Genomic DNA, 24053 nt, shown 5'->3' on the forward strand with positions numbered 1-24053 from the left:
ATGACCAACATTTTTTCAGGAGCAAAGACATGCGCGCCGAAGCGCAGGATCATATCGACAAGATCGGTGCCGCACTGGCGCTGTTGCGCCGCTTTCTCGATTGGGACCGCGCCGTGCGGCGGCTCGACGAGCTGAACGCCAAGGTCGAGGACCCGACGCTGTGGAATGATCCCAGGGCGGCACAAGAGGTCATGCGCGAACGGCGCCGGCTCGACGAGGCGATCAACGCGACGCGCGCTATCGAAAAGGAATGCGCCGATACCGCCGAGCTGATCGAACTTGCCGAGATGGAGGGCGACGAGGCGCTGGCTGACGAAGCTGTGGCTTCGCTTGGCGTTCTCGCCGCGCGCGCCGAAGTGGACAAGATCAAGGCCTTGCTCGCGGGCGAAGCCGATGCCAATGATGCCTATATCGAAGTCCATGCGGGCGCCGGGGGCACCGAAAGCCAGGACTGGGCTGAAATGCTCCAGCGCATGTACAGCCGCTGGGCTGAAAAGCGCGGGTTCAAGGTCGAACTGGTCGAATATCAGGCGGGCGAACAGGCCGGCATCAAATCGGCGACGATGCTGGTCAAGGGCGAGAATGCCTATGGCTATGCCAAGACCGAAAGCGGCGTGCACCGGCTCGTGCGCATTTCGCCCTACGACAGCTCGGCGCGGCGCCACACCAGCTTCTCCAGCGTTTGGGTCTATCCGGTGATCGACGACAATATCGATATCGAGATCAACGAAGGCGACCTCAAGATCGATACCTATCGCGCCTCGGGCGCGGGCGGCCAGCACGTCAACACGACCGATTCGGCGGTGCGTATCACCCATATCCCGACCGGTATCGTCGTCGCGAGCCAGAACGACCGTTCGCAGCACAAGAACCGCGCGACCGCGATGGGAATGCTGAAGGCGCGCATGTACGAGGCTGAACTGCAACGCCGCGAGGCAGCGGCATCGGGCGAGTATCAGGCCAAGACCGAAATCGGCTGGGGCCACCAGATCCGTTCTTATGTCCTCCAGCCCTATCAGCTGGTGAAGGATTTGCGCACCGGCGTCACTTCGACGGCGCCGGGCGACGTGCTCGACGGCGCGCTCGACCCCTTCATGGCAGCGGCCTTGTCCCAAAAGGTGACCGGCGAAAAGGTCGAAGTGGAAGATATCGACTGATGAAGCGCGCGGCGGTCCTCGCGGCGCTGTTGCTGCTCGGCGGCTGCGATGCGCCGTGGGACGACAGCAGCGACCGCCTCGAAACCGCGCGCGAATTTCCGCCCGCCGACCGCCCTGTGGCGCCGACTGTCTCGACCAAATGGTCGACAGAGGAAGCCCGCGACCGTGTCAACGAGGCCGATGACGTCATGGATTCGGCCGATGTCCGTCCGGGCATGACCGTCGCCGACATCGGCGCGGGCGACGGTTATTATACCGTCCGCCTCGCGCCGCGCGTCGGCGCGCGCGGCCGCGTGTTGGCGCAGGACATCATGCCCGAGGTGATCGAGCGGCTCGCCGATCGCGTCGCGCGCGAACGGCTCGACAATGTCTCGCTGAAACTCGGCGCTGTCGACGATCCGCGCCTGCCCGCTGCCAGCTTCGACCGCGTCTTCATGGTCCATATGTATCACGAGATTGGGGAGCCTTACGCTTTCCTGTGGCGCTTGCGTCCGGCGCTGCGCAAGGGCGGGCAGGTGATCGTCGTCGATGGCGACCGGCCGATTGCCGAGCATGGCACACCCTTTCGTCTGCTTGTCTGCGAATTTGAGGCGGTGGGCTACAAGCTCGTGTCCTACGACGATAAACAGCATGCTGGCGGCTATCTCGCCCGCTTCGTTCCGACCGGAAAGCGCCCCGCTCCCGACCAGATCACGGTCTGCGACAATCCGTAAATTCGTCGCCTCCGCGTAGGCAGCGGCCATTGTCGTCCTGAAATAGCCGCGATGGAAAGGAGCCGGCTCGGAGTCCCGCCTTCGCGGGGACGGGTATTAAATCTAATAGACCAGAAAATGGTCCTCGGACCTCACATCGGCCATGAAACTGAGCAGCCCCGCGGTGCGAATCTGCGGCACCAGACTGGTCGCTGTGATGCCGACCAGCGCCATCCCCGATTGGCACACGAACAGGCCAACCTCCATCGCGATCGCTTCCGCGATCATCCCGGCGAGGTCGGGATGCCCCGCCGCACGTTGCGCGGCGTCACCAACGAAGCCGACGGGGTCGCGCAGCAGCACCGCCGCTTCGCCCTGCAGAAAGATGCGCGCCGGGCGCCCCAGCGCCGTCGCTGCCATCGCGGCCTCCAGCGCGGCATAAAGCCGCGCGCCCTCAGGGCCTGCGACGATGATGCTCAGCCCCGGCATGTCGCGCACCCCGGATCCTTGGCGACGCCGATTTCGCGCCAGCGCCGGTCGAGCATGTCGATGATTGCGAGTCGCCCGCTCAGCGATTGACCCCAGCCGGTCAGTGCACGCACCGCCTCCAGTGCCGCCATCGTCCCGATCATCCCGGCCAGTGCGCCCATCACCCCGGCTTCGGCGCAATTGATGCCTTCGCGGTCGGGGTCGTTACCGACGAGGCAGGCATAGCAGGGACGGTCGGTACGCCAGCCCTCATAGAGCGCTACCTGCCCGTCGAATGCGCCGATTGCGGCGCTGAGCAGCGGGATGTGTAGCGCGACCGATGCGCGATTGACCGCAAGCCGGGTTTCGAAATTGTCGCAGCCGTCGAGGATCAGGTTCGTGCCGGCGAGCAGGGCTTCGGCATCGGCGTCGTCCAGCCGCTTCACCACCGCAACCGCATCGACATGCGGGTTGATTCGCCGTGCCGCCGCCGTCGCAACCCCGGCCTTGGCCGCGCCAATATCGAGGTCGGTAAACAAAGGCTGGCGATGCAGGTTGCTGAGCTCGACATGGTCGTGGTCGATGATCGTCAGCTTGCCGACGCCCGCTGCGGCCAGATAGGTAATCGCCGGACAGCCGATGCCGCCCGCGCCGATCACCGCGATATGGCTGGTCTTGAGCTTTGCTTGCCCTGCGCCGCCAAAGGCCGGCAGGATAATCTGGCGGGCATAGCGGTCGAGTTCTGCGTCGCCGAGCATCATTGCGGCCCGGCCAGCCGGACGCGGAAACGAAAGCGGGTCTGGTGTCGTACGGGAAGGAAGGCGGTGGCGGGCCGGGTTTCGAACCAGCGTTTGACAGCTTCCATTTCGCGGCGGGCGCAATCGGGTCCGGTCACTTCGACCTTGCCCGGTCGTCGCGCGTGCGACAGATCGAACGAAACCTGCAAATGCTGGCCGGGCGGGCAAAAACGCTCCATGCCCATCTGGGCCTCACCGATGACATACGCCATTTTTTGCGCTTGGGCGGGTTGCAGCGGCACACGCTGCTCGACCGGCATTGCAGGGCTGCCCGCTGCAAGGATCGCGACCAGCAAAATCATCTGCGGCCGGCCCTATTCGCCCGGGCGCCGCAGCGGCATCGCCGCCAGCGATGCAACGCCCATGGGGCCGGCATCGTCTTCGGCCGAATCGCTCGTCACTCCGGTCGACCCGAAGCCGCCGGCGCCGCGTGCGGTGTCGCCCAGCGTCGCCACTTCGGCAAAGATCGCGCGCTGGACGGGGGCGGGGACGAGCTGGGCGATGCGGTCGCCGCGTTTCACCTCGAACGCCTCGTCGCCGAGGTTGGCGAGAATCACCTTCACCTCGCCGCGATAGTCGCTGTCGATCGTGCCGGGTGTATTGAGGCAGGTGATGCCATGTTTGAGCGCGAGGCCCGAGCGCGGGCGCACCTGCACCTCATAACCCGGCGGGATCGCCATCGCGAAGCCCGTCGCAACCGCGTGGCGCGTCCCGGGGCGGATGGTTAGCGTTTCGGCCGCGACGACATCCATCCCCGCCGCGCCGTCCGACGCATAGGCGGGCAGGGGCAGACCGCCGCCGTTGGGCAGGCGCTGGATGGCGATTTCAATCGCGGGAAAGGGGTGTGCGGGCATTGAGGTCATCGGCGATTTTTTCCATCAATTTGCGGGCGACAGCGTCTTTCGGCAGCCGGTCCCAGCTGTCGACGCCATCGGGGGTAACGATATGGACGCGATTCAATTCGCCGCCCATCGGGTCGGCGGAGACGTCGTTGGCGACGATCCAGTCGCAGCCCTTGCGCGCCAGCTTCGCCTGCGCATGCGCCAGCACGTCGTTGGTCTCCGCAGCAAAGCCGATCAATAGCGGCGGCCGCTTCGCGCTTTTGGCGAGGCCAGCGAGAATGTCGGGATTTTCGGCGAGCGCGAGCGGCGGCACCGCGCCCGATCCATCCTTCTTGATCTTCTGCACCGCGGTGTCGGCGGCGCGCCAGTCGGCGACCGCGGCGACCATGATTGCGGCATCGACGGGCAGGCCTTGCTCTACTTCGTCGGCCATTTCGCGTGCGGTTTGGACATCGACGCGGATCACCCCGGGCGGGGTCGGTAGTTCAACGGGGCCGGCGATCAGCAATACCTCGGCCCCCGCTTCGGCGGCGGCGGCGGCGATGGCGAAGCCCTGACGTCCGCTCGACCGGTTGGCGATATAGCGCACCGGGTCTATCGGTTCATGCGTCGGCCCTGCGGTGATCAGGATGCGGCGGCCGAACAGCGGGCGATGGTTGGCGGGGGCAAAATCGGGCTGGCTTGCCAATGCTTCGCGGCTGGCCAGCGCGGCATCGATCGCGGTCTTGATCGCCTCGGGCTCGGGCAGGCGTCCCGGACCATATTCACCGCACGCCATCTCGCCCTCGTCGGGCTCCATCACCGTCACCCCGTCGCCGCGCAGCGTCGCGACGTTGCGGCGCGTCGCGGCGTGAAGCCACATGCGCACGTTCATCGCGGGTGCGGCGAGCACAGGTTTGTCGGTTGCGAGCAACAGGGTGGTCGCGAGGTCGTCGGCGATTCCTGTGGCCATTTTCGCCAGCAAATCAGCGGTTGCTGGCGCGACAACGACCAGATCGGCTTCACGGCTGAGCTGAATATGCCCCATTTCGACCTCGTCCTTCAGGTCGAACAGGCTGGTGTAAACCTTGTTTTCGGACAGTGCGGCGAGGGTCAGCGGCGTTACAAATTGTTCGCCCGCGCGGGTGATGACACAACGCACGACATAGCCGGATTTCCGGAGCAGCCGGACGAGCTCGATCGATTTATAGGCAGCAATACCGCCACCGATGATCAGCAGGATGCGTTTCGCCGCCATCGTTAAACCCCTGTCAGCAGCATATCGACTGCATTTAATATGTCATAGCGCCGGTCGGCCAGCGAAGCGATGCACGCACCCAATTCTTTTGCGTCCACCGCCGACGCCAGCTGCGTCGCCATCATATGGTGCTGACCGTCGATCTCGAAAACGGGGTGAAGGCGCGAAAGTTTCTGCGCCGCTTGTGCATGAATCAGCGGAATGACGAAGCGCGTTTCGAAATGGCCCAGCAGGTCGCTCTGGCAATCAAGCAACAGGGCATCGCCGTCACGGCTCCGGTGCACATCGAACTGCGGCATCAGAACAGCCGGTATTTGGCGAGCGGCAGCCCATTCTGGCGCGTATAGTCATTCCAGCTGTCGATCGCGGCGCGATTCTCTTCCTTCCACGCCGCCTCGCGCGCTTCTTTGACCTGCGCGGCGAGCCCCGACTGACATGCTTCGCTGACATTGATCCCCAGCCGCTTGGCCTCTTCGACCAGCTCGGCGTTCAGCGACACATTCGTCGCTTTCTTCGGACCTTCGAATCGCGCGGCACGATTCATCGCCATTCTCCTTGCGCATAGATTATGCGCATTTGCGGAGCGGTTCAACCCAGCCAGTTCAGTGCCGCAGCCCCCACCGCCGCGCTGACAATAGCGGTCAGCGCATAACGCCACCAACGCTTCCGCTCGCCCTTGTCCCACATCAGCGCGATCTCGGGCAGCGGCGGGGCGGGCGGGGCGCCGCCCTTGCGCGGCAATTGCGCGTCGAGGCGTCGGATGATGTCGGGGATCAGCGCCAGCGTCTTGCCCTGTTCGCGAATCCCGTCGGCGAGCGCGGCCTCGGGGCCCAGCTCGTCGCGGATCCATTCGCTGACGAACGGCCCCGACACGTCCCACATGTTGATCTTGGGGTTGAGCATAGTCGCGACGCCCTCGACCATCACCATCGTTTTTTGCAGCAGCAGCAGGTGCGGCTGGGTCTGCATGTCGAAATCGCGGGTGATCGCGAACAGCCCGTCGAGCATCTGCCCGACGCTGAGCTCGCTCACTGGCTTGCCGCGCATCGGCTCGCCGACCGCGCGCAGTGCGGTCGCGAATTCTTCTACGCTGTGGTAATCGGGCACATACTGCGCCTCGAAATGGATTTCGGCGACGCGGCGGTAGTTTCCGGTGGTCAGGCCATAGAGGATTTCGGCGAGCCAGTAGCGCGCCTGCCGGTTGATCCGCCCCATGATGCCAAAGTCGACCGCGGCGATCGTCCCGTCGGCCTTCACGAACAAATTGCCCTGATGCATGTCGGCGTGGAAATAGCCCTCGGCAATCGCCTGGCGCAGGAAGGCGTGGACGAGGTTCGACGCCAGCGCCTCCATGTCGTGCCCCGCGGCGACGAGCGCGTCGCGGTGCGAGATCTTGATGCCGTCGATCCAGTCGAGCGTCATCACCCGGCTGGTCGTGCGGTCCCAGTCGATCGCGGGAACCTGAAAGGTCGGGACTGCGACCATCGCGTCGGCGAGTTCGGACGCCGAGGCAGCCTCGCGCCGCAGGTCGAGCTCGCGCAAGGTCCAGCGGCGGAAATTGGCGATCACCTCGCGCGGGCGCAGGCGGGCCAGTTCGCCGCCAAAGGCTTCGACATGCGCCGCCGCCCATTCATAGGTTTCGATGTCGCGCGCGAACTGCTTGTCGATGCCGGGGCGGCGGACTTTCACCGCAACCTGCCGGCCGTCGCTCGTCACCGCGCGGTGGACCTGTGCGATCGACGCCGACCCGACGGGTTCGGGGTCGAACTCGGTATAGATCGACTCGAGCGGAGCTTCGAACGCGGCCTCAATCTCCTGCCTTATGCGTTCGAAGCCGACCGGCGCGAGCGCGTCCTGCAGCATCAGCAGGTTATGCGCGGCATCCTCACCGACGAGGTCGGGGCGCGTCGCGAGCGTCTGGCCGAGCTTGACCGCGGCGGGGCCGATCGCCTGGAAGGCGGAAGCATAGTCGGGGATTTTGGGCTGGATCGTCCCGAGGCGCGCAATGCGGCAGAGCCGCTTGACACTCGTCGGGGTGGTCGGTGCGCTTTCGATCCCGCGCAGCGCGCCGTGGCGCGCGAGGGTGCGGCCCCATTTCAGCAGGCGAAAAATATGGGTGACGGGACGGGTCAAGCTTTCCACCCGCTGTGAATCGCGACGAGGCCGCCCATGATCGGTTCGACCTTCACCGCGGTGAAGCCGGCTTCGCGGATCATCCGCGCAAATTCGGGCATCGGCGGGAAGCGACGGATCGATTCGATGAGGTAGCGATAGCTGTCCTCATCCTGCGCGATCAGCTTGCCGAGCTTGGGGACCAGATGGTGCGAATAGGCGTCATAGGCCTGTGCGAAGCCCGGCCATTCGTTGGTCGAAAATTCGAGGCAGAAGAAGCGCCCGCCATAGCGCAGCACGCGGTGCGCTTCCTTCAGCGCGGCCGGAATGTCGGTGACGTTGCGGATGCCGAAGGCGATCGTATAGGCGTCGAAAAACTGGTCGGGAAAGCTCAGCGTCTCGGCATTTTGCTCGCTCCACACCAAAGTGTCGATGCCGCGTTCGGCGGCGCGCTCGACGCCGACGCCCAGCATGTCGGGGTTGATGTCGGCGACGGTGATGCTGGCGCCCGATCGTTCCATGCGAAAGGCGATGTCGCCGGTGCCGCCCGCCATGTCGAGGATCGACTCGCCTTCGCGCGGCTTCACACGGCGCACGAAGCGGTCTTTCCACAGACGGTGCATCCCGCCCGACATCGCGTCGTTCATAATGTCGTATTTTTTGGCGACGCGGCTGAATACCTCGCCGACCTTGGCGGTCTTTTCGGTCGCGGCGACCTCTTCATAGCCAAAGCTGACGGTTTCTGGGGTCGACATGGATATGCGCCTTTGCGGGGAGTGCGGGACGTGCGCCCCGGCCTTTAGCCAAGGCTTGTTCGCCAAGCAAATGGCGCGTAGCCCGATGGGCGATATGCCAGAGCTTCCCGAAGTCGAAACCACCGTCCGCGGCCTCGCGCCGCACCTCACCGGCCAGCGCCTGACCCGCGTCTCGACGATGCGCCCGGATTTGCGCCGGCCGTTCCCCGTCGATCTCGCACAGCGGCTGACTGGTGCGACCGTCACCGGCCTCTCGCGCCGCGCCAAATACGGCATCATCGCTACCGACCGCGACGATCATCTGATCTTTCACCTCGGCATGTCGGGAAGCTGGCGGATCGGGCCGGGCGAACCTGGCAAGCACGACCATCTGCTCATCGACACCGCGGCGGGGCAGCGGCTGATGCTCCACGATCCGCGCCGCTTCGGCTCGGTCGACCTCGTTGCCGGCGATCCGCTGACCGGCTTTCCGGCCTTTGTGTCGCTCGGGCCCGAACCTTTGTCGGACGCGTTCGACGCACCCTATCTGGCGCAGGTGCTTGCGGGCCGCCGTGCACCGATCAAGGCGATGCTGCTCGACCAGACGATCGTCGCGGGGCTCGGCAATATCTATGTGTGCGAAGCGCTCAATATGGCGCGCATCGCGCCGACCCGGGCGGCAACCGATGTGTCGAAGGCGAAGCTCGCGGCGCTGGTGCCGGCGATCAAGGAGGTGCTTGCGGCGGCGATCGCAGCGGGGGGATCGACCTTGCGCGACTATAAGCAGCCCGATGGCGAGCTTGGCTATTTCGCCAAGGACTGGCGCGTCTATGGCGGCGAGGGCGATGCTTGCGAATGCGGCGGCACAATCGCGCGCATCGTCCAGAGCGGGCGATCGACCTTCTTTTGCCCCAAATGCCAACGGTAATGCGGGAGGTTTCCTGCAATAAGGATTGACCAATCGGGCCACTCTGGCTATGCGCGCACCCTTCGAGCAGGGTTCGGTCATCCGGTCCCGGCTGTATCCGGACATTGATTCGCCGCTTTGCGCGATTCGGCTGCTCCGGTGCTGCTGCGCTCCGACTGACTTAGACCGTTTGGAAACCGAGGAATTTATGGCCAATACGCCGCAGGCAAAAAAGCGCATCCGCCGCAACCAGGCGCGCACCGTCGTCAACAAGAATCGCGTCTCGCGCATCCGCACGCTGGTGAAGAAGGTCGAGAACGCCGTCGCCGCCGGTGACAAGGACGCGGCTGCGACTGCGCTGAAGGCTGCTCAGCCCGAAATGGCACGCGGCGTTGCCAAGGGCGTTCTGCACAAGAACACCGTGGCTCGCAAATATTCGCGCCTGACCAAGAGCGTCAACGCGATCGCCTGATTCGGCTTTTGCCGACAAGCAAAACCAAAAGACCCGCCGGTACTTCCGGCGGGTCTTTTTTGTGACTCCAGCAAGGCAGATTTGTTGCGCCGCGGTAAGTGACGGATTTATCGCGATTCGTTTTGCCCGCGGATCTGGCGCATTCGATTTTTGCAAATAAGTATCTGAAATATAACGATAAAAATACGTCTCAACGATTTTCCAAGGGGTGGGTTGAGTCAAGAATTATATTTCAGAATTTTTACAGGGCCTGCCCTTGATCGACTCTCTCAACCCTGACTAGACAGAGGTGTCGTCGGCCTTCGCCGGTGGCCGCCACAACGACATGATTCGCAATTTATCGGGCTTCGGCGCGAGACAATATGCTTGCGCCTGCCGCAAGTGACGAATCGGCGCGTGGTCGGCCCAGCGGAACGCCGGCAAGGGGACATCAAGGGGCGGCGCAGAGTGATACGGAGCAACGACAGGCATGGCACAGACACGCAAGGTCGAGCGATGAGCGGCGACGCCGCCACGCTCTGGCTGCGCGTCGCCGAAGGGCTGCGCCGCGACCTCGGTGCGCGCACCTTCGATCACTGGCTGAAGCCGGTGCGCTTTGCCGACTATTGCGCAATGTCGGGCGTGGTGACGCTCGAGACCGCCAGCCGCTTCTCGGCCAATTGGGTCAATGAACGCTTCGGAGACCGGCTCGAGCTCGCGTGGCGCCAGCATCTGCCCGCGGTGCGCAGCGTGATGGTGCGCGGCGGCGCGGCGGCGAGCGATCGTGCCGCAGCACTGGCATCGCCCGAGCTGCCCATATTCGAAGCGCCGCCCGCTCCGGCGATCATGGTGCCGTCGCCTTTCGATGCGCGCCTCAGCTTCGACCGCTTCATCGTCGCGCGCAGCAATATCCTTGCCGCCAATGCCGCGCGCCGCATGGCGATGGCGGAGGCGCCGCAGTTCAATCCGCTCTATCTCTGCTCGGGCACCGGCCAGGGCAAGACGCACCTGCTCCACGCGATTGCGCAGGATTATGCCGCAGTCCATCCGGGGGCGACCATCATTCTGATGTCGGCCGAAAAATTCATGCTCGAATTTGTCGGCGCGATGCGCGGCGGCGACATGATGGCGTTCAAGGCGCGCCTGCGCGCCGCCGACCTTCTGCTGCTCGACGATCTGCAATTTGTGATCGGCAAAAATTCGACGCAGGAAGAATTGCTCCACACGATCGATGATCTGATGACTGCGGGCAAGCGCCTCGTCGTCACCGCCGACCGTCCGCCGGCGATGCTCGACGGGGTTGAGGCACGGCTGTTGTCGCGCCTGTCGGGCGGGCTCGTCGCCGATATCGAGGCACCCGAGGATGACCTGCGCGAACGCATCATCCGCCAGCGGCTCGCCGGGATGCCGATGCTCGACGTGCCCGACACGGTCGTTGCCTATCTGGTCAAGCATTTCACCCGCAACATCCGCGAGCTGGAGGGCGCGCTCAACAAGCTTCTGGCCTATGCCGCGCTCACCGGCACGACGGTCGACCTCGCGCTCGCCGAAGACCGGCTCGCCGAAAATGTCCGCAGCGCGCGTCCGCGGATCACGATCGACGAGATTCAGCGTGCGGTCTGCGCGCATTACCGGCTCGACAAGTCGGAGATGGCGTCGAAGCGCCGCGTCCGCGCGATCGCCCGCCCGCGTCAGGTCGCCATGTATCTGGCGAAAGAACTGACCCCGCGCTCCTACCCCGAAATCGGCCGCCGTTTCGGCGGGCGCGATCATAGCACGGTGATCCATGCGGTTCGCACGGTCGAGGCGCTGCGCGTCAACGACGGTGAACTCGATGCGGAGATCGCGGCGATCCGCCGCAGCCTCAACGGTTGACCCCCCAATCCGACGCAAAAAAGGGCCCGCCCTCTCGGATGAGAGGGCGGGCCCTTTTTGTTTGATCCGGCGATCGCGCTTATTTCGGCGGCGGCGCCACGGTGATCTGCACCTTCTCGCCCGAATTGCCGGGGAAGTCGGTGAACATCGCCTCGATCAGATTGGGGATGATCTGGGTCAGATTGTTATCGCGCGACTGGGCTTCGGCGCGACCTTCGAACAGGCGCATGCCATCGGCTGCGCGGTTGATCTGCAGCTCGAGCCCGCTGGTATAGACGGTATAGCTTTCGACGTCGTTGTAGCTTGGGCCGAAGCCGCCCCACATGAAGGGGTCGCGCCAGCCATAGACATAGCGCCGCCCGTTGGGGCCGCGCACGACGACGGGGCGATAACCGGGACCGTAGAAGCCGCCGCCATACCAGGGATCGCTGAAGCCGGTGCTGCGCACCCGCTCGCGGCCCTTGTCGATGCCATAGCTCATCCGCACGAGCAGTTCGGGCTTTTCGCCCGGCGCTGCGGGGCGATAGCCAAAGCGGGTCAGCTCGCCGGCGACGAGATTGGCATATTGGCCAAATTCGATCCCGCCGTCGAGGCTCGGGTCGCCGGCTTCGACGACGAAGGTCTGCCCCTGCGGCGCGGGGAGCTGGGTCTGAAAGCGCGCGACATCGGCGCGGAAGGGGGTGGCGCAGCCGGCGAGCGCCAGCGCGGCGCCTGTCAGGGCGGCCAGGCCCAGTCGCCGAAGGTTCATCTTGCTCATCATCTTGCTCCGTTTCTCGGTGCGTGAATTAAGTACCGCTTTATACCATGACTATGCCGATGCGACTTAACCTTGGTTGAACCCGCTTCGTCGCAACTTCGTTCCGGGCCGGCTCAGGGTCGCTGCCGCAGTTTCAACGACATAGGCCGAGAACATCATAAGTGGCGTCGAGTGTCGGTTTTGCAAGGGTGCGCGCCTTCTCCGCGCCCTTGTTCAGAATGGCATCGAGCGCCGCGCGATCGTCCTTCAGCGCGACGAAGCGCGCATTGATCGGACCCAGCTTTTCGACCAGCAACTCGCCGAGCGCGGGCTTGAAGGCGCCGAAACCCTGGCCCGCATAGTCGCGCAGCACATCGGCGACCGGCACATCGGCCAAGGTCGCGTAAATGCCGACCAGATTGCGCGCTTCGGGGCGACCCTCGAGTCCCGCCGGTTCGGACGGCAGGGGCTCGGCGTCGGTCTTCGCCTTTTTGACCTTTTGCATCATCGTGTCGGCATCGTCGGTCAGGTTGATCCGGCTCATGTCCGACGGGTCCGATTTCGACATTTTCGATCCGCCGTCGCGCAGGCTCATGATCCGCGCGGCGCTCGACGGGATGATCGGGTCGGGCAGGGTGAAGATCGGCGTGTCGGGGGTGGCATAATCATTGTTGAACTTTTGCGCGACGTCGCGCGCCAGCTCGAGATGCTGTTTCTGATCTTCGCCGACGGGGACGTGCGTCGCCTGATAGAGCAGGACGTCGGCGGCCTGCAGCACCGGATAGGTGTAAAGTGCCGCCGAGGCGCCCTCGCGATTCTTGCCCGACTTGTCCTTGAACTGGGTCATGCGGTTCAACCAGCCGATCCGCGCGGTGCCGTTGAGCAACCATTGCAGTTCGGCGTGCGCCGGGACGCGTGCCTGGTTGAACAGGGTTGAGCGGTCGGGATCGATCCCGCAAGCGACGAGCGCCGCGGTCATCGCGCGTGTGTTCGCGGACAGCTCGGCGGGGACGTGCGGCATCGAAAGCGCGTGGAGGTCGGCGAGGAAAAACAGGCAGTCGCCGCCCGCCTTCCCGGCATCGTCCTGCATCCGCACCCAGTTGCGGATCGCGCCCAGATAATTGCCAAGGTGCAAATGTCCGGTGGGCTGGATGCCCGATACGATCCGCATGATATTCTCCTGTCCGGCTTAGAGCGCCACCTTTTTGGCGCGTCGCCGCGTGAGCATGGCGACCAGATCCTTGTCAAGCGCGCCGACAAGGAAGGCGACGGCGAAAAACACCGCGCCGCCCGCCGCGACCAGCGCCGCCAGCGACCAGATGCGGTCGATGACGCCGCCGCTGTAATAGGGCGCCAGCATCGGCATCATCCACCACAGCAGCGCCGACATCGCCGCGACCGCGACGATCTGGCGCGCGATCCTGCCCGCGAGCTTGGCGGTAAAATGGAACCAGCCGCGGCGGTGGAGGACGATGTAGAGCAACAGGCAGTTGATGCTGGCCGACACCGCGGTCGCCCCTGCAAGTCCGACGATGCCATAATGTTCGACGACATAAAGGTTGATTGCGATATTGATGATCAGCGACGCCAGCGCGGTCCACACCGGGGTCCGCATATCCTCACGCGCAAAAAAGCCGGGGTTCAAAATCTTGACGATGACATAGGCGGGAAGCCCCGCGACCAGCGCGACGACGATATTCGCCATGATGGCGCCGTCGGCGAGGGTAAATTTGCCGCCGACGAAAAAGGCGGTGACGAAAGCGGGGGCGCAGATTGCGAGCGCGGCGGCGGCAGGCAGCGTCAGCAGCGTCGCCATCTCGAACGCATTGGTCTGCAACCGTTGCGCCTCGGCCGAATCGCCGCTGTGGATATGCCGCGCCAGCATCGGCAGAATTGCGGTGCCGAGCGCGATGCCGACGATGCCGAGCGGCATCTGGTTCAGCCGGTCGGCGAGCTTGAGCAAGGTCAGCGACCCCTGCGGCAGCGAGGTCGCGAAAAATGTGTCGACGAACTGGCTGATCTGGTAAATTCCGGCGCCGAAGGTCGCGGGCAGAATCAGCATACCCAGCTTCTTCACCTGGGGGGTGAATTTGGGCAGCCGCCAGTGGAGCTTCAGCCCGGCACGGCGCACCGACCACCAGAGATAGGCGAGCTGGGCGACCCCGGCGAGGCTGACCGAAATCGCGAGCGCGATCGCGACGATGCGATCGTCGCCGCTGTCGCCGCGCAGCCACCAGCCGGCGGTGATCCCGCTGATCAGCACGATGTTGAGCAGCACGGGCGCGAGCGCCCCGGGGGCAAAGCGCGAGCGCGCGTTGAGCAGCCCCGACAGCATGGCGACGAGGCTGATCAGCGCCAGATAGGGAAAGGTCATGCGGCTGAGGAACACCGCCAGTTCGAACTTGCCGGGGACGCTCTGGAAATCGCGCGCGAGCAGCCAGACGATGCCCGGCATCGCGATCATCGCGATCGCGGAAAAGACCAGCAGCACCCACAGGAAGACAGCGAGCACATCGTCGGCGAATTTCGCCGCCGCCGCTTCGCCGCCGCCCTCGGCTTCGGATCCGTGCAGCGCGCGGCTGTACATCGGCACGAAGGCGACCGAAAAGGCGCCCTCGGCGAACAGCCGCCGAAAGGTGTTCGGCAGCGTGAAGGCGAGCTGGAAGGCGTCAGCGGCAAGCCCCGCGCCGAGCACGCGTGCGAGCAGCATGTCGCGGGCAAAGCCGAAAATGCGGCTGATCAGCGTCAGTCCGCCGATCGTCCCGACATTTTTGACAAGGCTGCTCATCGCACGCGCCCCGCCAGCTCAGCCAGAATCAGGCTTCGCCGACCGGGTTCGCCATCTCGGCCTGACCTTCGGCCTGCGCCTGGACCTGCTGCGCAAACAGGCCGTGGAAATCGATCGGTTCGAGCAGCAGCGGCGGGAAGCCGCCGTCGCGCACGGCGTCGGCGATGACGCGGCGGGCGAAGGGGAACAGAATGCGCGGAGCTTCGGCGAGGAAGAAGGGCTGAAGCTGATCGTCGGGGACGTTGCGGACGCCGAACAGGCCGGCATATTGCAGCTCGATCACGAACCCGGTGCCTTCGTCCGACTTCGACGTCACGTCGATTTTCAGCGTCACTTCGAACAGGCCTTCGCCCACGCCTTCGGCGGCGATGTTGAACTGGACGTCGAGCTGCGGCGCCGACTGCCACTGGAATGCGGCGGGCGCGTTCGGATTTTCGAACGACAGATCCTTCACATATTGCGAGATCAGGCCGATCGCCGGGCTTGTGTCCTCGCCATTTGCCTGCGGAGCCGGATTGATGTCGGTGCTGGTCTCGTCGGCCATGATGTCGTGCTTTCGTTCGCTTGAAAAAGGATCCGTCCCACAGGCCGTTCTGGACCCGCGATGGACGGTTGCGGGGGCGTTAGCAGCGCGACGCGGTCAGCACAATGGGGGCGGCGACGCGTGGTCGGCGCGGCGAATCGTTGACCTGCCGCCATGCTCCGGCCAAGGGAGATTTGAAACATGGCGGCGGATCGCCTATGTAGAGACCAAGACTTTTCCACTGCCTGCATTGGACTTTTGCCTGTGACCGCTTTTTCGATCGTCTTGCTTGCCATGATTGCCGCGTTTCTCGGCATGCGGCTCTACTCGGTGCTCGGGAAGCGGACCGGGCACGAGCAGGAGCCCGTGCTGCCGCGCCGCGACGAGCGTGCCGCGCCGAGCCCGGTGCGGCTCGAGGACAGCGACGGGCAGGCACCGGCCCCCGCCGCCGAACCCTCGGGACTGGTTTATGAGCCCGCCGCCGAAGCTGGCCTTCGCCAGTTGCTCGCGACCGACCGCAATTTCGATGCCGGGCGCTTCATGGAAGGCGCCGAGGCCGCCTATCGTATGATTCTCGAGGCGTTTTGGGCGGGCGACCGCGATGTGCTGCGCGACCTGTGCGACGACGATAGCTACGAAGCCTTCGTCGAAGCGATTGCGGCGCGCGAGGCGCGCGGCGAACGGCTTGAGAACCGTCTGATGAGCGTCGATTCGGCCAAGATCACTGCGGTTGAAGTGGGCCGGGACGAAGCGCGAATCACCGTCCAGTATCGCGCCGACATCAGCGCGGTGACGCGCGATGCCGAAGGCAAGATGATCGCGGGCTCGATGAGCGATGCGGCGCAGACCGACGATTTGTGGACCTTCCGCCGCAAGATCGGCAGCAACGATCCCAATTGGCTGCTCGACGAAACCGAAGCAGCCTGATTTCCATGCCGGCGAAGATGACAGCCCGCGCGCCGCGTGCGCTCGGGTTCGCCCTTCTTGCCGTCTTGCCGCTGCTTTCGGGCTGCGCTTCAGCGGTTTCGGGAACAGGCCCCGTTGCCGGTACGCCGCCTCCGGCCTCGACCAAGCCGGCCCCCGCGCCGGCCGGCACCCCGCGCCCCTATCATCCGCGCCCATCGGAAAGTGGCGCCGTCGCCGCGACCCCGATCCCCGCGACCCCCAATCCGCCGCTCGCTGCGCCGCCGGTTCCGGCCGAGGCGACCAGCGCAGCAACCGCTGGGGTCATCGCCGGACCTGACTTCGCATCGCTTGGTGTCTCGCCAGAACGCGCGACCGCCGCGCTTGCCGCCTTCCGGATCAGCTGCCCCTCGGTGCAGCGCCGCGCCGACACCAGCGGGCTGACCCAAAATGCCGACTGGACCGAAAGCTGCACCGCCGCGAAAAGCTGGGCCGACGGCGATGCCGCGACCTTCTTCGCCCGCTATTTCGGCACGGTGCAGGTCGGCGCGGGCACCGCCTTCGTCACCGGCTATTATGAACCCGAAATCGCGGGATCGCGGACGAAGAGCGCGGGCTATGACGTCCCCATCTATCGCCGCCCCGCCGACCTGATCGACGCCGATCTCGGCCAATTTGCGGACGATCTGAAAGGCCGCAAGATTCGCGGCCGCGTCGATGGCAGCAATTTCGTCCGCTATTACGACCGCACCGCAATCGAAAGCGGCGTACTCGACGGGCGCGGGCTCGAAATCGCTTATGCCGCCGACGCGGCCGAATTTTTCTTCCTGCAAATTCAGGGCTCGGGGCGCCTGCGGTTGCCCGACGGGCAGATCATGCGCATTGGCTATGATACGCAGAATGGCCGCGGCTATGTCGGCATCGGCAAGCTGCTGCTCGACCGCGGCGAGCTCAAGCCCGGACAGGCGTCGATGCAGGGCATCCTCGATTATCTGCGCGCCGACCCCGTGCGCGGCGCGGCGGTGATGAACGAGAATCCCAGCTGGGTCTTCTTTCGCGAACTCACCGGCCCTGGCCCCCTCGGCGCGCTCGGCGTTCCGGTGACGGGCCGCGTCAGCGTCGCCGCCGACCCCAAATATGTGCCGCTCGGTGCCCCGGTCTTCCTCTCGCTCGACCGCGCCGAGCCCAATGGGCTGTGGATCGCGCAGGACACCGGCGGCGCGATCAAGGGCGCCAATCGCTTTGACAGCTTCTGGGGTGCGGGCGACAACGCGCGCGCGATCGCCGGCGGCATGGCGGGGCGCGGATCGGCGCTGCTCCTGCTGCCGCGCGCCACCATCGCGCGGCTGTTCCCGGCGCCCTGACGCGCCATGCCACGGCGTCTCGATCCGCAGGAAAGCGCGCTCTGGAAAAAGGTCGCGGCGACGGTCAAGCCGCTGCGCAAGCCCGCATCGCCGCTCGCGCCCGTCGCTCCGCCAACGGTCGTCCTACCGAAACCGACGCCGCGCAATATCGCCAAGCCCGCCGCCGCGCCGTTGGCACCGGTCAAATTGCCGCCGCCGCGTCGCACCCATCAGGCGGCGACGCTCGACGGCCATTGGGACCGGCGGCTCAGAAAGGGCCTCGTTCGCCCCGATATGAGCATCGATCTGCACGGCCACAGCCTCGCCTCGGCCCAGTCGCTGCTCGACGACAGCATCGGCCGAGCGCTTGTTCGTGGGGCGCGGGTGGTGCTGGTGGTGGCGGGTCGCCTTCGCCCCGGTGCGGATCGCCTGCCGCTGATGCACGGCGACCCGCGCCCGCGCGGCGCGATTCGCGCCTCGCTCCCCGACTGGCTCGCCTTCTCGCCCTACGCCGACCAGATCGTCGCGCTCCGTCCCGCGCATGTCAGCCATGGCGGCGCGGGGGCGGTCTATGTGATCCTGCGCCGTGCCAGAGAGGATTAGGCGCGAGGATCAGGCAAAGGCGCGCACCAATATCCCGCGATAAATGGCGGTGAGGGTGTGCAGATCCGCAACCGCGACCGCCTCGTCGAGCTTGTGCATCGTCGCATTGGTCAGCCCGAATTCGACCACCGGGCACAGCGCGTGGAGGAAGCGCGCGTCTGACGTCCCGCCCGTCGTCGACATGTCGGGGGTGATATCGGTCTCGGCATGGATCGCCTCGGCGACCAGTCCGGACAGCTCGCCCGGCGGGGTCAGGAAGGCCTCGCCCGAAATCTTGCCCAATATCCTGGCATTGGGGTCTACGTCGTGCGCGATACGTTCGATCATCGCGACCAGATCGGCGCCCTTGTGTGCGTCGTTGAAACGGATCGACAGCCGCGCGCGCGCCGAGGCGGGGATGACGTTGGTCGCGCCATTGCCAACTTCGATATCGGTGAATTCGATGTTCGACGGCTGGAACCAGTCATTGCCGCTATCGAGCACCACCGCGTCAATCGCCGCCAATATCTTCACCAGCTTCGGGATCGGATTGTCGGCGAGGTGCGGATAGGCGACATGCCCCTGCGTCCCGGGCACGTCGATCCAGATATTGACCGACCCGCGCCGCCCGATCTTCACCATATCGCCCAGCTTGCCCACCGAGGTCGGCTCGCCAACGACGATCATGTCGGGGCGGATGCCGCGGGCGTCCATATGCTCCATCAAGGCGCGGGTGCCGAAGATCGCGGGGCCTTCCTCGTCGCCGGTGATGATCAGGCTGATCGTCCCCGCCTCGGCGGGCGTTTCTGCGGCGGCGGCGACGAACGCTGCGATCGAGCCCTTCATGTCGACCGCGCCGCGGCCATAGAGGAGGTCGCCGCGAATTTCGGGCGCGAAGGCATCGCCGGTCCAACCGACGCCCGGCGGAACGACGTCGAGATGCCCGGCAAAGCCGAAATGCTTCGGCCCGGCGCCTTTACGCACCGCGAGAAGATTTTCGACCGGCCCGTCGGGCTCGATCCCGTCGATGAAGCGCTCGACGGCGAAGCCGAGCGGCGCCAGCGCCGCCTCCAGCACATCGAACACCGCGCCGGTGGCGGGGGTGATGCTGGGCGCGGCGATCAACGCCTGGGCGAGGGTGACGGGATCAATTGTCGTGGTCATGGGCGTGGCGTAGAAGTCTGTCAGCCTTTTGCCAACAGAGGAAAGCCCGATGCCCAAGCTCGACCTCGACACGATCCCGCAGACCAACGTTACGGGGTATCCCGTGCCCTATGACGCGCCGGTCGAGGGGCGCTGGTATCGACGCCTCGCGCCGGCGACCGGTCTTTCGGATTTCGCCGCGAGTCATGTGGTGCTCAAGCCCGGCGCCTGGTCGTCGCAGCGCCACTGGCATGACGGCGAGGACGAGATGCTGGTGATGATTTCAGGCGAAGCGGTGCTGATCGAGGATGACGGCCGCTCGCCGATGCGCCCCGGCGATATCGCAGTGTGGCCGAAGGGCAGCATCAACGGCCATCATCTGGTCAATGAGTCGGGCGCCGACTGCGTCTTCGTCGCGCTGGGCGGCGGCAAGCAATATGATACCGGCGGCGGCTATTCGGACATCGACATGATGTTCACCCCCGACGGCTATTTCCACAAGGATGGCACGCCCTATCCGACGAAGCGGATTCCTTGACCGGTTCCACCCTTCGTCATCCCGGACTTGATCCGGGATCCACCGCAGCGCTGAAGCCATGGACGCCGGATCAAGTCCGGGGTGACGATGGGAGACAGGCCGGCTTCCGGTCGAAAGCCGACGCTCGCTATCCCTCGACCGGCCCCTCGAACTTCTCGATCACCCAATCCTCGGCCTGCGCGCCGCCGATCCATTCCTGCATGTGCGGGTGGCTGATCACCGCCTGGCAATAGGGCAGGGCAAAGCGGGGCAGCGGGATCGAGTAGGTGATGAAGCGGGTGACGACCGGGGCGAACATCATGTCGGCCGCCGACCAGTCGCCGAACAGAAAATCGCCTTCGCCGCCGAAACGCGCGCGCGCCTCGGCCCAGATTTGCAGGACGCGAATCACATCGGCCTGTACTTCGGGAAGCAGCTCGGCGGGGGGATAGATGCGGCGAATGTTCATGCTGTGGTTGCGGCGGAGCGCCGCGAAGCTCGAGTGCATTTCGGCCGCCATCGACCGCGCCATCGCGCGCGCCGCCAGCCCTTCGGGCCAATAGCCGCGGGTACCTTCGGTCTTTTCGTTGAGATAGTCGATGATCGCGAGGCTGTCCCAGACGACGATATCCTCGCCGTCCCACAATATCGGCACCTTGCCCCCCGACGGGGCAAACTCGTCGCCCTCGCGCCGGTTCGACCAGTCCTCGTCATAGAGCGGGACGGTGATTTCCTCGAAGGGCAGGCCGCTATGCTTGGCGGCGAGCCAGCCGCGCAGGCTCCAACTGGAATAGGCCTTGTTGCCGAGAAACAGTTTCATAGGGTCTCCAAGTCCCCCTCCCGCTTGCAGGAGGGGCTAGGGGAGGGCCTGTTCCGGCCCGGTGTCCCCATGACATGCCCTCCCAGTTACAGGTTGGCTAGCCCCCGGCTAGCCAAGAATGTGCCGGGGGCACATTCGACCAGTAACTCCCCTCCCGCAAGCGGGAGGGGGGAAGAAATCAGATCTCCACCGCTTCCAGCACCGCGGTGCGCAGCTCGGCGATGCCCAGACCCTTTTCGCTGCTCGTCACGATCACCTCGGGGTGCGCGGCGGCATGCTTGCGGGCTTCGGCTTCGGTCGCAGCGTGGACTGCGGCGAGTTCGCTCGCCTTGATCTTGTCGGCCTTGGTCAGGACAATGCGATAGCTCACCGCCGCGACGTCGAGCATTTCGAGAAATTCGCGGTCGACATCCTTCATCCCGTGGCGGCTGTCGATCAGCACCAGCGTGCGCTTGAGCACCACGCGCCCGCGCAAATAGTCGTTGATCAGATAGCGCCATTTCTTGACGACATCCTTCGGCGCCTTGGCAAAGCCATAGCCGGGCATGTCGACAAGCCGGAAAATCAGCGGTTCGCCGACGTCGAAATAGTTGAGCTCCTGCGTCCGGCCCGGGGTGACCGAGGTACGCGCGAGGCTGTTGCGGTTGGTCAGCGCGTTGAGCAGCGACGACTTGCCGACGTTCGAGCGCCCGGCAAAGGCGATCTCGGGCATGCTCGGCACCGGAAGATGCTCCAGCGCCGGCGCCGATTTCAGGAACACAATCGGCCCCGAAAACAGCTTGCGCGCCCGCTCGGCCCGTTCGGGATCGGCGCCGGGTTCGATGTCCGTGTCGATGTCGCTCATTTCGCGGGCGCCGCCTTCAACGCCGGGAACTTGCGGTACATCCACTGCTGCTGGCCGATCGACAGGATATTGTTGGTGATCCAGTAGAGCAGCAGGCCGGCGGCGAACGGCGCCATGACGAACATGAAGATCCACGGCATGATCTTGAACACCTGTGCCTGCACCGGGTCGGCGGGGGCGGGGTTCAGGCGGAACTGCAGATACATGGTCGTACCCAGGATCACCGCAAGAATGCCGATGCTCAGCAGCGACGGCGGGGTGAAGGGCAACAGGCCGAACAGGTTCAGGATATGCGCCGGATCGGGGGCCGAGAGATCCTTGATCCACAGGATGAAGGGCTGGTGGCGCATTTCGATCGTCAGCATCAGCACCTTGTACAGCGCATAGAAGATCGGGATCTGGATCACGATCGGCAGACAGCCCGCCAGCGGATTGATCTTTTCATCCTTGTAGAGCTTCATCAGCTCCTGCTGCATCTTCGGCTTGTCGTCCTTGTAGCGATCCTGCAGCAGTTTCATTTTTGGCTGTACGACGCGCATCTGCGCCATCGAATGGAACTGGCGCTGGGCGATCGGGAACATGAGGAGGCGAATGATCAGGGTCAGCGCCATGATCGCGACGCCGAAATTGCCGACCTGCTTGAACAGCCAGTCGAGAAGCTTGAAGATCGGCACTTCGAAAAATTCGAACCAGCCCCAGTCGATCGCGTTCGACAGGCGGGTGATGCCCTGATCGTCCTGATACATCGACAGGGTGCTGACTTCCTTGGCGCCGGCAAAGATGCGGCTGGTCGTTGTCAGCTGCTTGCCGGGCGCGACTTCGGTCAGGTCGCGGGCGAAGGCGGCGCGATAGCTGTCGCCGGGAAGCGCGTTGAACGCCGCCGACACTTTTTCGCCCTTGGCGGGGACCACTGCGGCGAGCCAGTATTTGTCGGTAAAGCCAAGCCACCCGGCGGCGCCATAGGACACTGTCTTGTTCGGCGCTTCGACGAGCTCGTCGTAATTGGTGAAGTTGGATTTGCCGTCGAGATAGCCCGTCGGGCCGACGTGGATCGTCCAGCTATCCTGCTCGTGCGGATCGGTCGGCTTGCCGGTGCGGTCGATATAGGTGCCGCTGCGGACCGCAACCGGCGCGGCGCCGTTGTTGGCGATTGTCTGCTTTGCGGTGATCAGATAATCCTTGTCGACACTGTATTCGATGCGAAAGCTCTGGCCGGTGGTGTTGGCCCAGCTCAGCGTCACCGGGGTCGTCGGGGTCAGCCTGGCGCCCGTCGCGGTCCAGACGCTGTTGGCATCAGGAACCGCAAAGCCCTGCGCCGACCAGCCGAGAGTCGCGAAATAGGCGCCCTTCGTTCCCGCGGGGGAGAAGAGGCGAACCGGGGGCGAATCCTTTTTGATCGTCTGGCGATATTGGGTCAGCGTGATGTCATCGACGCGCGCGCCGACGAGGTTGATCGACCCCGCCAGCTTTGGCGTTTCGATCGCGATGCGTTGGCCGGCGGCGAGCACGGCTTCGACCGGGCGGATCACCTGCGACGCGGGCGCGCCGGGCGTTCCCGGTGCCGGCAGGGCGCCGGGAAGCGCCGGATTCGCGGCGGTCGACGGGCTATGGTTGCCGGCAGCGGTCGTCGTGACATCGGGCTTGGCGGGTGTCGGAAAGAATTTCCCGGAGACGAAGTTCCAGCCGAGCAGGATGGCCACCGATAACAGGATGGCCGCGATCAGGTTACGTTTGTCGTCCACGCGCGTTCGTCTCTCTTCGTCTCAATATCGGGGGTGATGCCGGGAGGGTCCGTAAACCCTAAGGCACCGGGTCGTGGCCGTGGCCGCCCCAAGGATGGCAGCGCAATAGCCGCTTTGTCGCGATCCAGCCACCCTTGATCGCGCCATAGCGCTGGAGGGCGGTAATCGCATAGGCGCTGCACGAGGGTGTATAGCGGCAGCTGGGTGGAAGGATGCGCGACGGGCCGATTTGCCAGCCGCGCGCGACCAGGATCATCAGCTTGGCGATCATGATGGTTTCGCGAGTTTCTTCGCCGCGCGCTTCAGCGCCGAATCGAGATGCTCGCCGAGTTCGGCAAAGACGATGTCGTTACCGCCGGGGCGACCGATCAGGACAAGGTCGGCACCGGAAATGCCTGACCTGGGCATGGCGGCGCGCGCGAGTTCGCGAAACCGGCGCTTCATCCGGTTGCGGGTGACCGCGTTGCCGACTTTTTTGCTGACGGTATAGCCAATGCCCAGCGTGTCGTCGCTGTCGCCGCGTGGGCGGACGAGCAGGACGAAGCCGGGCATGGGATAGCGAAGGCCGCGATTCGCGGCCAGAAACTCGCTACGTTTGCTGAGGGTGCGCAGCGACATCGCTTGCGCACGCAAAAATGTCAGGCCGACAGCTTCTTGCGGCCCTGGGCGCGGCGGTTGGCAAGAATCTTGCGGCCGCCAACGGTCGCTTTGCGGGCGCGGAAACCGTGGCGACGTGCGCGTACGAGGTTGCTCGGTTGAAAGGTACGCTTCATCGCGGTTATCCCTAATTCTCGTCAAAGGCTGTAACAGAAAAGGGCCGCCAAACGTGGGCGGCCACTG

At 64.9% G+C, this 24053-nt stretch carries 28 protein-coding genes and 1 pseudogene; 9 read left to right on the forward strand and 20 right to left on the reverse strand.

Annotated elements, in window-relative coordinates:
- The first annotated feature begins 29 nt into the window (after window positions 1-29).
- Both prfB and AC1RRJ_RS16860 read left to right on the forward strand, forming a co-directional pair.
- Entirely contained in the window at window positions 30-1157 is a 1128-nt protein-coding gene (prfB, locus tag AC1RRJ_RS16855) for a peptide chain release factor 2 (RefSeq protein WP_493124724.1), read from the forward strand.
- Window positions 1157-1870, forward strand: a complete 714-nt coding sequence (locus AC1RRJ_RS16860; protein WP_493124726.1) for a class I SAM-dependent methyltransferase — start codon at window positions 1157-1159, stop codon at window positions 1868-1870. Before prfB ends, AC1RRJ_RS16860 begins: the two co-directional genes overlap by 1 nt.
- Before the next feature lie 102 nt (window positions 1871-1972).
- Here the strand turns inward: AC1RRJ_RS16860 and AC1RRJ_RS16865 are convergent, their stop codons facing one another.
- From AC1RRJ_RS16865 to AC1RRJ_RS16905, 9 genes and pseudogenes are all read right to left on the reverse strand, one after another.
- Entirely contained in the window at window positions 1973-2338 is a 366-nt protein-coding gene (locus tag AC1RRJ_RS16865) for a DsrE family protein (RefSeq protein ID WP_493124975.1), read from the reverse strand.
- Window positions 2326-3078, reverse strand: a complete 753-nt coding sequence (locus AC1RRJ_RS16870; RefSeq protein WP_493124728.1) for a HesA/MoeB/ThiF family protein — start codon at window positions 3076-3078, stop codon at window positions 2326-2328. Before AC1RRJ_RS16870 ends, AC1RRJ_RS16865 begins: the two co-directional genes overlap by 13 nt.
- On the reverse strand, window positions 3075-3416 hold the full coding sequence (locus tag AC1RRJ_RS16875) for a hypothetical protein (RefSeq protein WP_493124730.1): 342 nt from the start codon (window positions 3414-3416) through the stop codon (window positions 3075-3077). The genes AC1RRJ_RS16870 and AC1RRJ_RS16875 overlap by 4 nt, the downstream gene beginning before the upstream one ends.
- 99 nt (window positions 3417-3515) lie before the next feature.
- Window positions 3516-3968, reverse strand: a pseudogene (gene dut, locus AC1RRJ_RS16880) (dUTP diphosphatase); the annotation flags it as partial.
- On the reverse strand, window positions 3940-5193 hold the full coding sequence (gene coaBC / locus AC1RRJ_RS16885) for a bifunctional phosphopantothenoylcysteine decarboxylase/phosphopantothenate--cysteine ligase CoaBC (RefSeq protein WP_493124732.1): 1254 nt from the start codon (window positions 5191-5193) through the stop codon (window positions 3940-3942). The gene coaBC and the pseudogene dut, both read right to left, overlap by 29 nt.
- A gap of 2 nt (window positions 5194-5195) precedes the next feature.
- The gene (locus tag AC1RRJ_RS16890) at window positions 5196-5492 is read right to left on the reverse strand and encodes a CcdB family protein (RefSeq protein ID WP_493124734.1); all 297 of its coding nucleotides are present in this window, start codon (window positions 5490-5492) and stop codon (window positions 5196-5198) included.
- On the reverse strand, window positions 5492-5737 hold the full coding sequence (locus AC1RRJ_RS16895) for a type II toxin-antitoxin system CcdA family antitoxin (RefSeq protein ID WP_493124736.1): 246 nt from the start codon (window positions 5735-5737) through the stop codon (window positions 5492-5494). Before AC1RRJ_RS16895 ends, AC1RRJ_RS16890 begins: the two co-directional genes overlap by 1 nt.
- 44 nt (window positions 5738-5781) lie before the next feature.
- Window positions 5782-7326 (reverse strand): 2-polyprenylphenol 6-hydroxylase, encoded by a 1545-nt coding sequence (ubiB, locus tag AC1RRJ_RS16900; RefSeq protein ID WP_493124738.1) that lies wholly within the window; start codon window positions 7324-7326, stop codon window positions 5782-5784.
- Entirely contained in the window at window positions 7323-8060 is a 738-nt protein-coding gene (locus AC1RRJ_RS16905; protein ID WP_493124740.1) for a class I SAM-dependent methyltransferase, read from the reverse strand. The genes ubiB and AC1RRJ_RS16905 overlap by 4 nt, the downstream gene beginning before the upstream one ends.
- Window positions 8061-8154: 94 nt before the next feature.
- On the opposite strand from AC1RRJ_RS16905, the gene mutM reads away from it, so the two are divergent.
- The 3 genes from mutM (at window position 8155) to dnaA (ending at window position 11272) form a co-directional block, all read left to right on the forward strand.
- Window positions 8155-8967 carry a bifunctional DNA-formamidopyrimidine glycosylase/DNA-(apurinic or apyrimidinic site) lyase gene (gene mutM / locus AC1RRJ_RS16910; protein ID WP_493124977.1) on the forward strand — a complete coding sequence of 271 codons (813 nt, stop codon included), beginning with the start codon at window positions 8155-8157 and terminating at the stop codon, window positions 8965-8967.
- A 187-nt stretch (window positions 8968-9154) separates the two neighbouring features.
- Window positions 9155-9418 carry a 30S ribosomal protein S20 gene (gene rpsT / locus AC1RRJ_RS16915; protein ID WP_332817203.1) on the forward strand — a complete coding sequence of 88 codons (264 nt, stop codon included), beginning with the start codon at window positions 9155-9157 and terminating at the stop codon, window positions 9416-9418.
- 495 nt (window positions 9419-9913) lie between these two features.
- A complete protein-coding gene (gene dnaA / locus AC1RRJ_RS16920; RefSeq protein WP_493124742.1) occupies window positions 9914-11272 on the forward strand; it encodes a chromosomal replication initiator protein DnaA in 1359 nt (452 codons plus the stop codon).
- Window positions 11273-11351: 79 nt separating this feature from the next.
- Here the strand turns inward: dnaA and AC1RRJ_RS16925 are convergent, their stop codons facing one another.
- The 4 genes from AC1RRJ_RS16925 to secB form a co-directional block, all read right to left on the reverse strand.
- The gene (locus AC1RRJ_RS16925; RefSeq protein WP_493124980.1) at window positions 11352-12029 is read right to left on the reverse strand and encodes a DUF4136 domain-containing protein; all 678 of its coding nucleotides are present in this window, start codon (window positions 12027-12029) and stop codon (window positions 11352-11354) included.
- 133 nt (window positions 12030-12162) lie between these two features.
- Window positions 12163-13179 carry a tryptophan--tRNA ligase gene (gene trpS, locus AC1RRJ_RS16930; protein WP_493124744.1) on the reverse strand — a complete coding sequence of 339 codons (1017 nt, stop codon included), beginning with the start codon at window positions 13177-13179 and terminating at the stop codon, window positions 12163-12165.
- Window positions 13180-13197: 18 nt separating this feature from the next.
- Window positions 13198-14796 (reverse strand): murein biosynthesis integral membrane protein MurJ, encoded by a 1599-nt coding sequence (gene murJ / locus AC1RRJ_RS16935; RefSeq protein WP_493124746.1) that lies wholly within the window; start codon window positions 14794-14796, stop codon window positions 13198-13200.
- Between the two features lie 28 nt (window positions 14797-14824).
- Window positions 14825-15340, reverse strand: a complete 516-nt coding sequence (secB, locus tag AC1RRJ_RS16940; protein ID WP_493124748.1) for a protein-export chaperone SecB — start codon at window positions 15338-15340, stop codon at window positions 14825-14827.
- A gap of 243 nt (window positions 15341-15583) precedes the next feature.
- On the opposite strand from secB, the gene AC1RRJ_RS16945 reads away from it, so the two are divergent.
- The 3 genes from AC1RRJ_RS16945 to AC1RRJ_RS16955 are packed head-to-tail and all read left to right on the forward strand — an operon-like array spanning window position 15584 to window position 18168.
- Window positions 15584-16246 (forward strand): Tim44/TimA family putative adaptor protein, encoded by a 663-nt coding sequence (locus tag AC1RRJ_RS16945; protein ID WP_493124750.1) that lies wholly within the window; start codon window positions 15584-15586, stop codon window positions 16244-16246.
- A 17-nt stretch (window positions 16247-16263) separates the two neighbouring features.
- Entirely contained in the window at window positions 16264-17586 is a 1323-nt protein-coding gene (mltA, locus tag AC1RRJ_RS16950; protein WP_493124752.1) for a murein transglycosylase A, read from the forward strand.
- A gap of 6 nt (window positions 17587-17592) precedes the next feature.
- Window positions 17593-18168 carry a Smr/MutS family protein gene (locus tag AC1RRJ_RS16955; protein WP_493124755.1) on the forward strand — a complete coding sequence of 192 codons (576 nt, stop codon included), beginning with the start codon at window positions 17593-17595 and terminating at the stop codon, window positions 18166-18168.
- Window positions 18169-18177: 9 nt separating this feature from the next.
- On the opposite strand, the gene dapE is transcribed toward AC1RRJ_RS16955, so the two are convergent.
- A complete protein-coding gene (dapE, locus tag AC1RRJ_RS16960) occupies window positions 18178-19311 on the reverse strand; it encodes a succinyl-diaminopimelate desuccinylase (RefSeq protein WP_493124757.1) in 1134 nt (377 codons plus the stop codon).
- 49 nt (window positions 19312-19360) lie between these two features.
- On the opposite strand from dapE, the gene AC1RRJ_RS16965 reads away from it, so the two are divergent.
- Window positions 19361-19828, forward strand: coding sequence for a cupin domain-containing protein (locus AC1RRJ_RS16965; RefSeq protein WP_493124759.1), 468 nt, complete (start codon window positions 19361-19363; stop codon window positions 19826-19828).
- A gap of 127 nt (window positions 19829-19955) precedes the next feature.
- Here the strand turns inward: AC1RRJ_RS16965 and AC1RRJ_RS16970 are convergent, their stop codons facing one another.
- The 6 genes from AC1RRJ_RS16970 to rpmH all read right to left on the reverse strand — a co-directional run bounded on the left by AC1RRJ_RS16970 (window position 19956) and on the right by rpmH (window position 23986).
- Window positions 19956-20627 (reverse strand): glutathione S-transferase family protein, encoded by a 672-nt coding sequence (locus AC1RRJ_RS16970; protein ID WP_493124761.1) that lies wholly within the window; start codon window positions 20625-20627, stop codon window positions 19956-19958.
- 178 nt (window positions 20628-20805) lie between these two features.
- Window positions 20806-21471: a ribosome biogenesis GTP-binding protein YihA/YsxC gene (yihA, locus tag AC1RRJ_RS16975; RefSeq protein ID WP_493124763.1), complete on the reverse strand. Its 666-nt coding sequence runs from the start codon at window positions 21469-21471 to the stop codon at window positions 20806-20808.
- Entirely contained in the window at window positions 21468-23213 is a 1746-nt protein-coding gene (yidC, locus tag AC1RRJ_RS16980) for a membrane protein insertase YidC (RefSeq protein ID WP_493124765.1), read from the reverse strand. The genes yihA and yidC overlap by 4 nt, the downstream gene beginning before the upstream one ends.
- Window positions 23214-23271: 58 nt before the next feature.
- Window positions 23272-23484 carry a membrane protein insertion efficiency factor YidD gene (gene yidD / locus AC1RRJ_RS16985; protein ID WP_088472044.1) on the reverse strand — a complete coding sequence of 71 codons (213 nt, stop codon included), beginning with the start codon at window positions 23482-23484 and terminating at the stop codon, window positions 23272-23274.
- Window positions 23481-23831 carry a ribonuclease P protein component gene (gene rnpA / locus AC1RRJ_RS16990; RefSeq protein ID WP_493124768.1) on the reverse strand — a complete coding sequence of 117 codons (351 nt, stop codon included), beginning with the start codon at window positions 23829-23831 and terminating at the stop codon, window positions 23481-23483. The genes yidD and rnpA overlap by 4 nt, the downstream gene beginning before the upstream one ends.
- 20 nt (window positions 23832-23851) lie before the next feature.
- Window positions 23852-23986 carry a 50S ribosomal protein L34 gene (gene rpmH / locus AC1RRJ_RS16995; RefSeq protein WP_039570342.1) on the reverse strand — a complete coding sequence of 45 codons (135 nt, stop codon included), beginning with the start codon at window positions 23984-23986 and terminating at the stop codon, window positions 23852-23854.
- Window positions 23987-24053: the final 67 nt, after the last annotated feature.

It is taken from the genome of Sphingopyxis sp. GW821-FHT12C06, assembly GCF_058807415.1.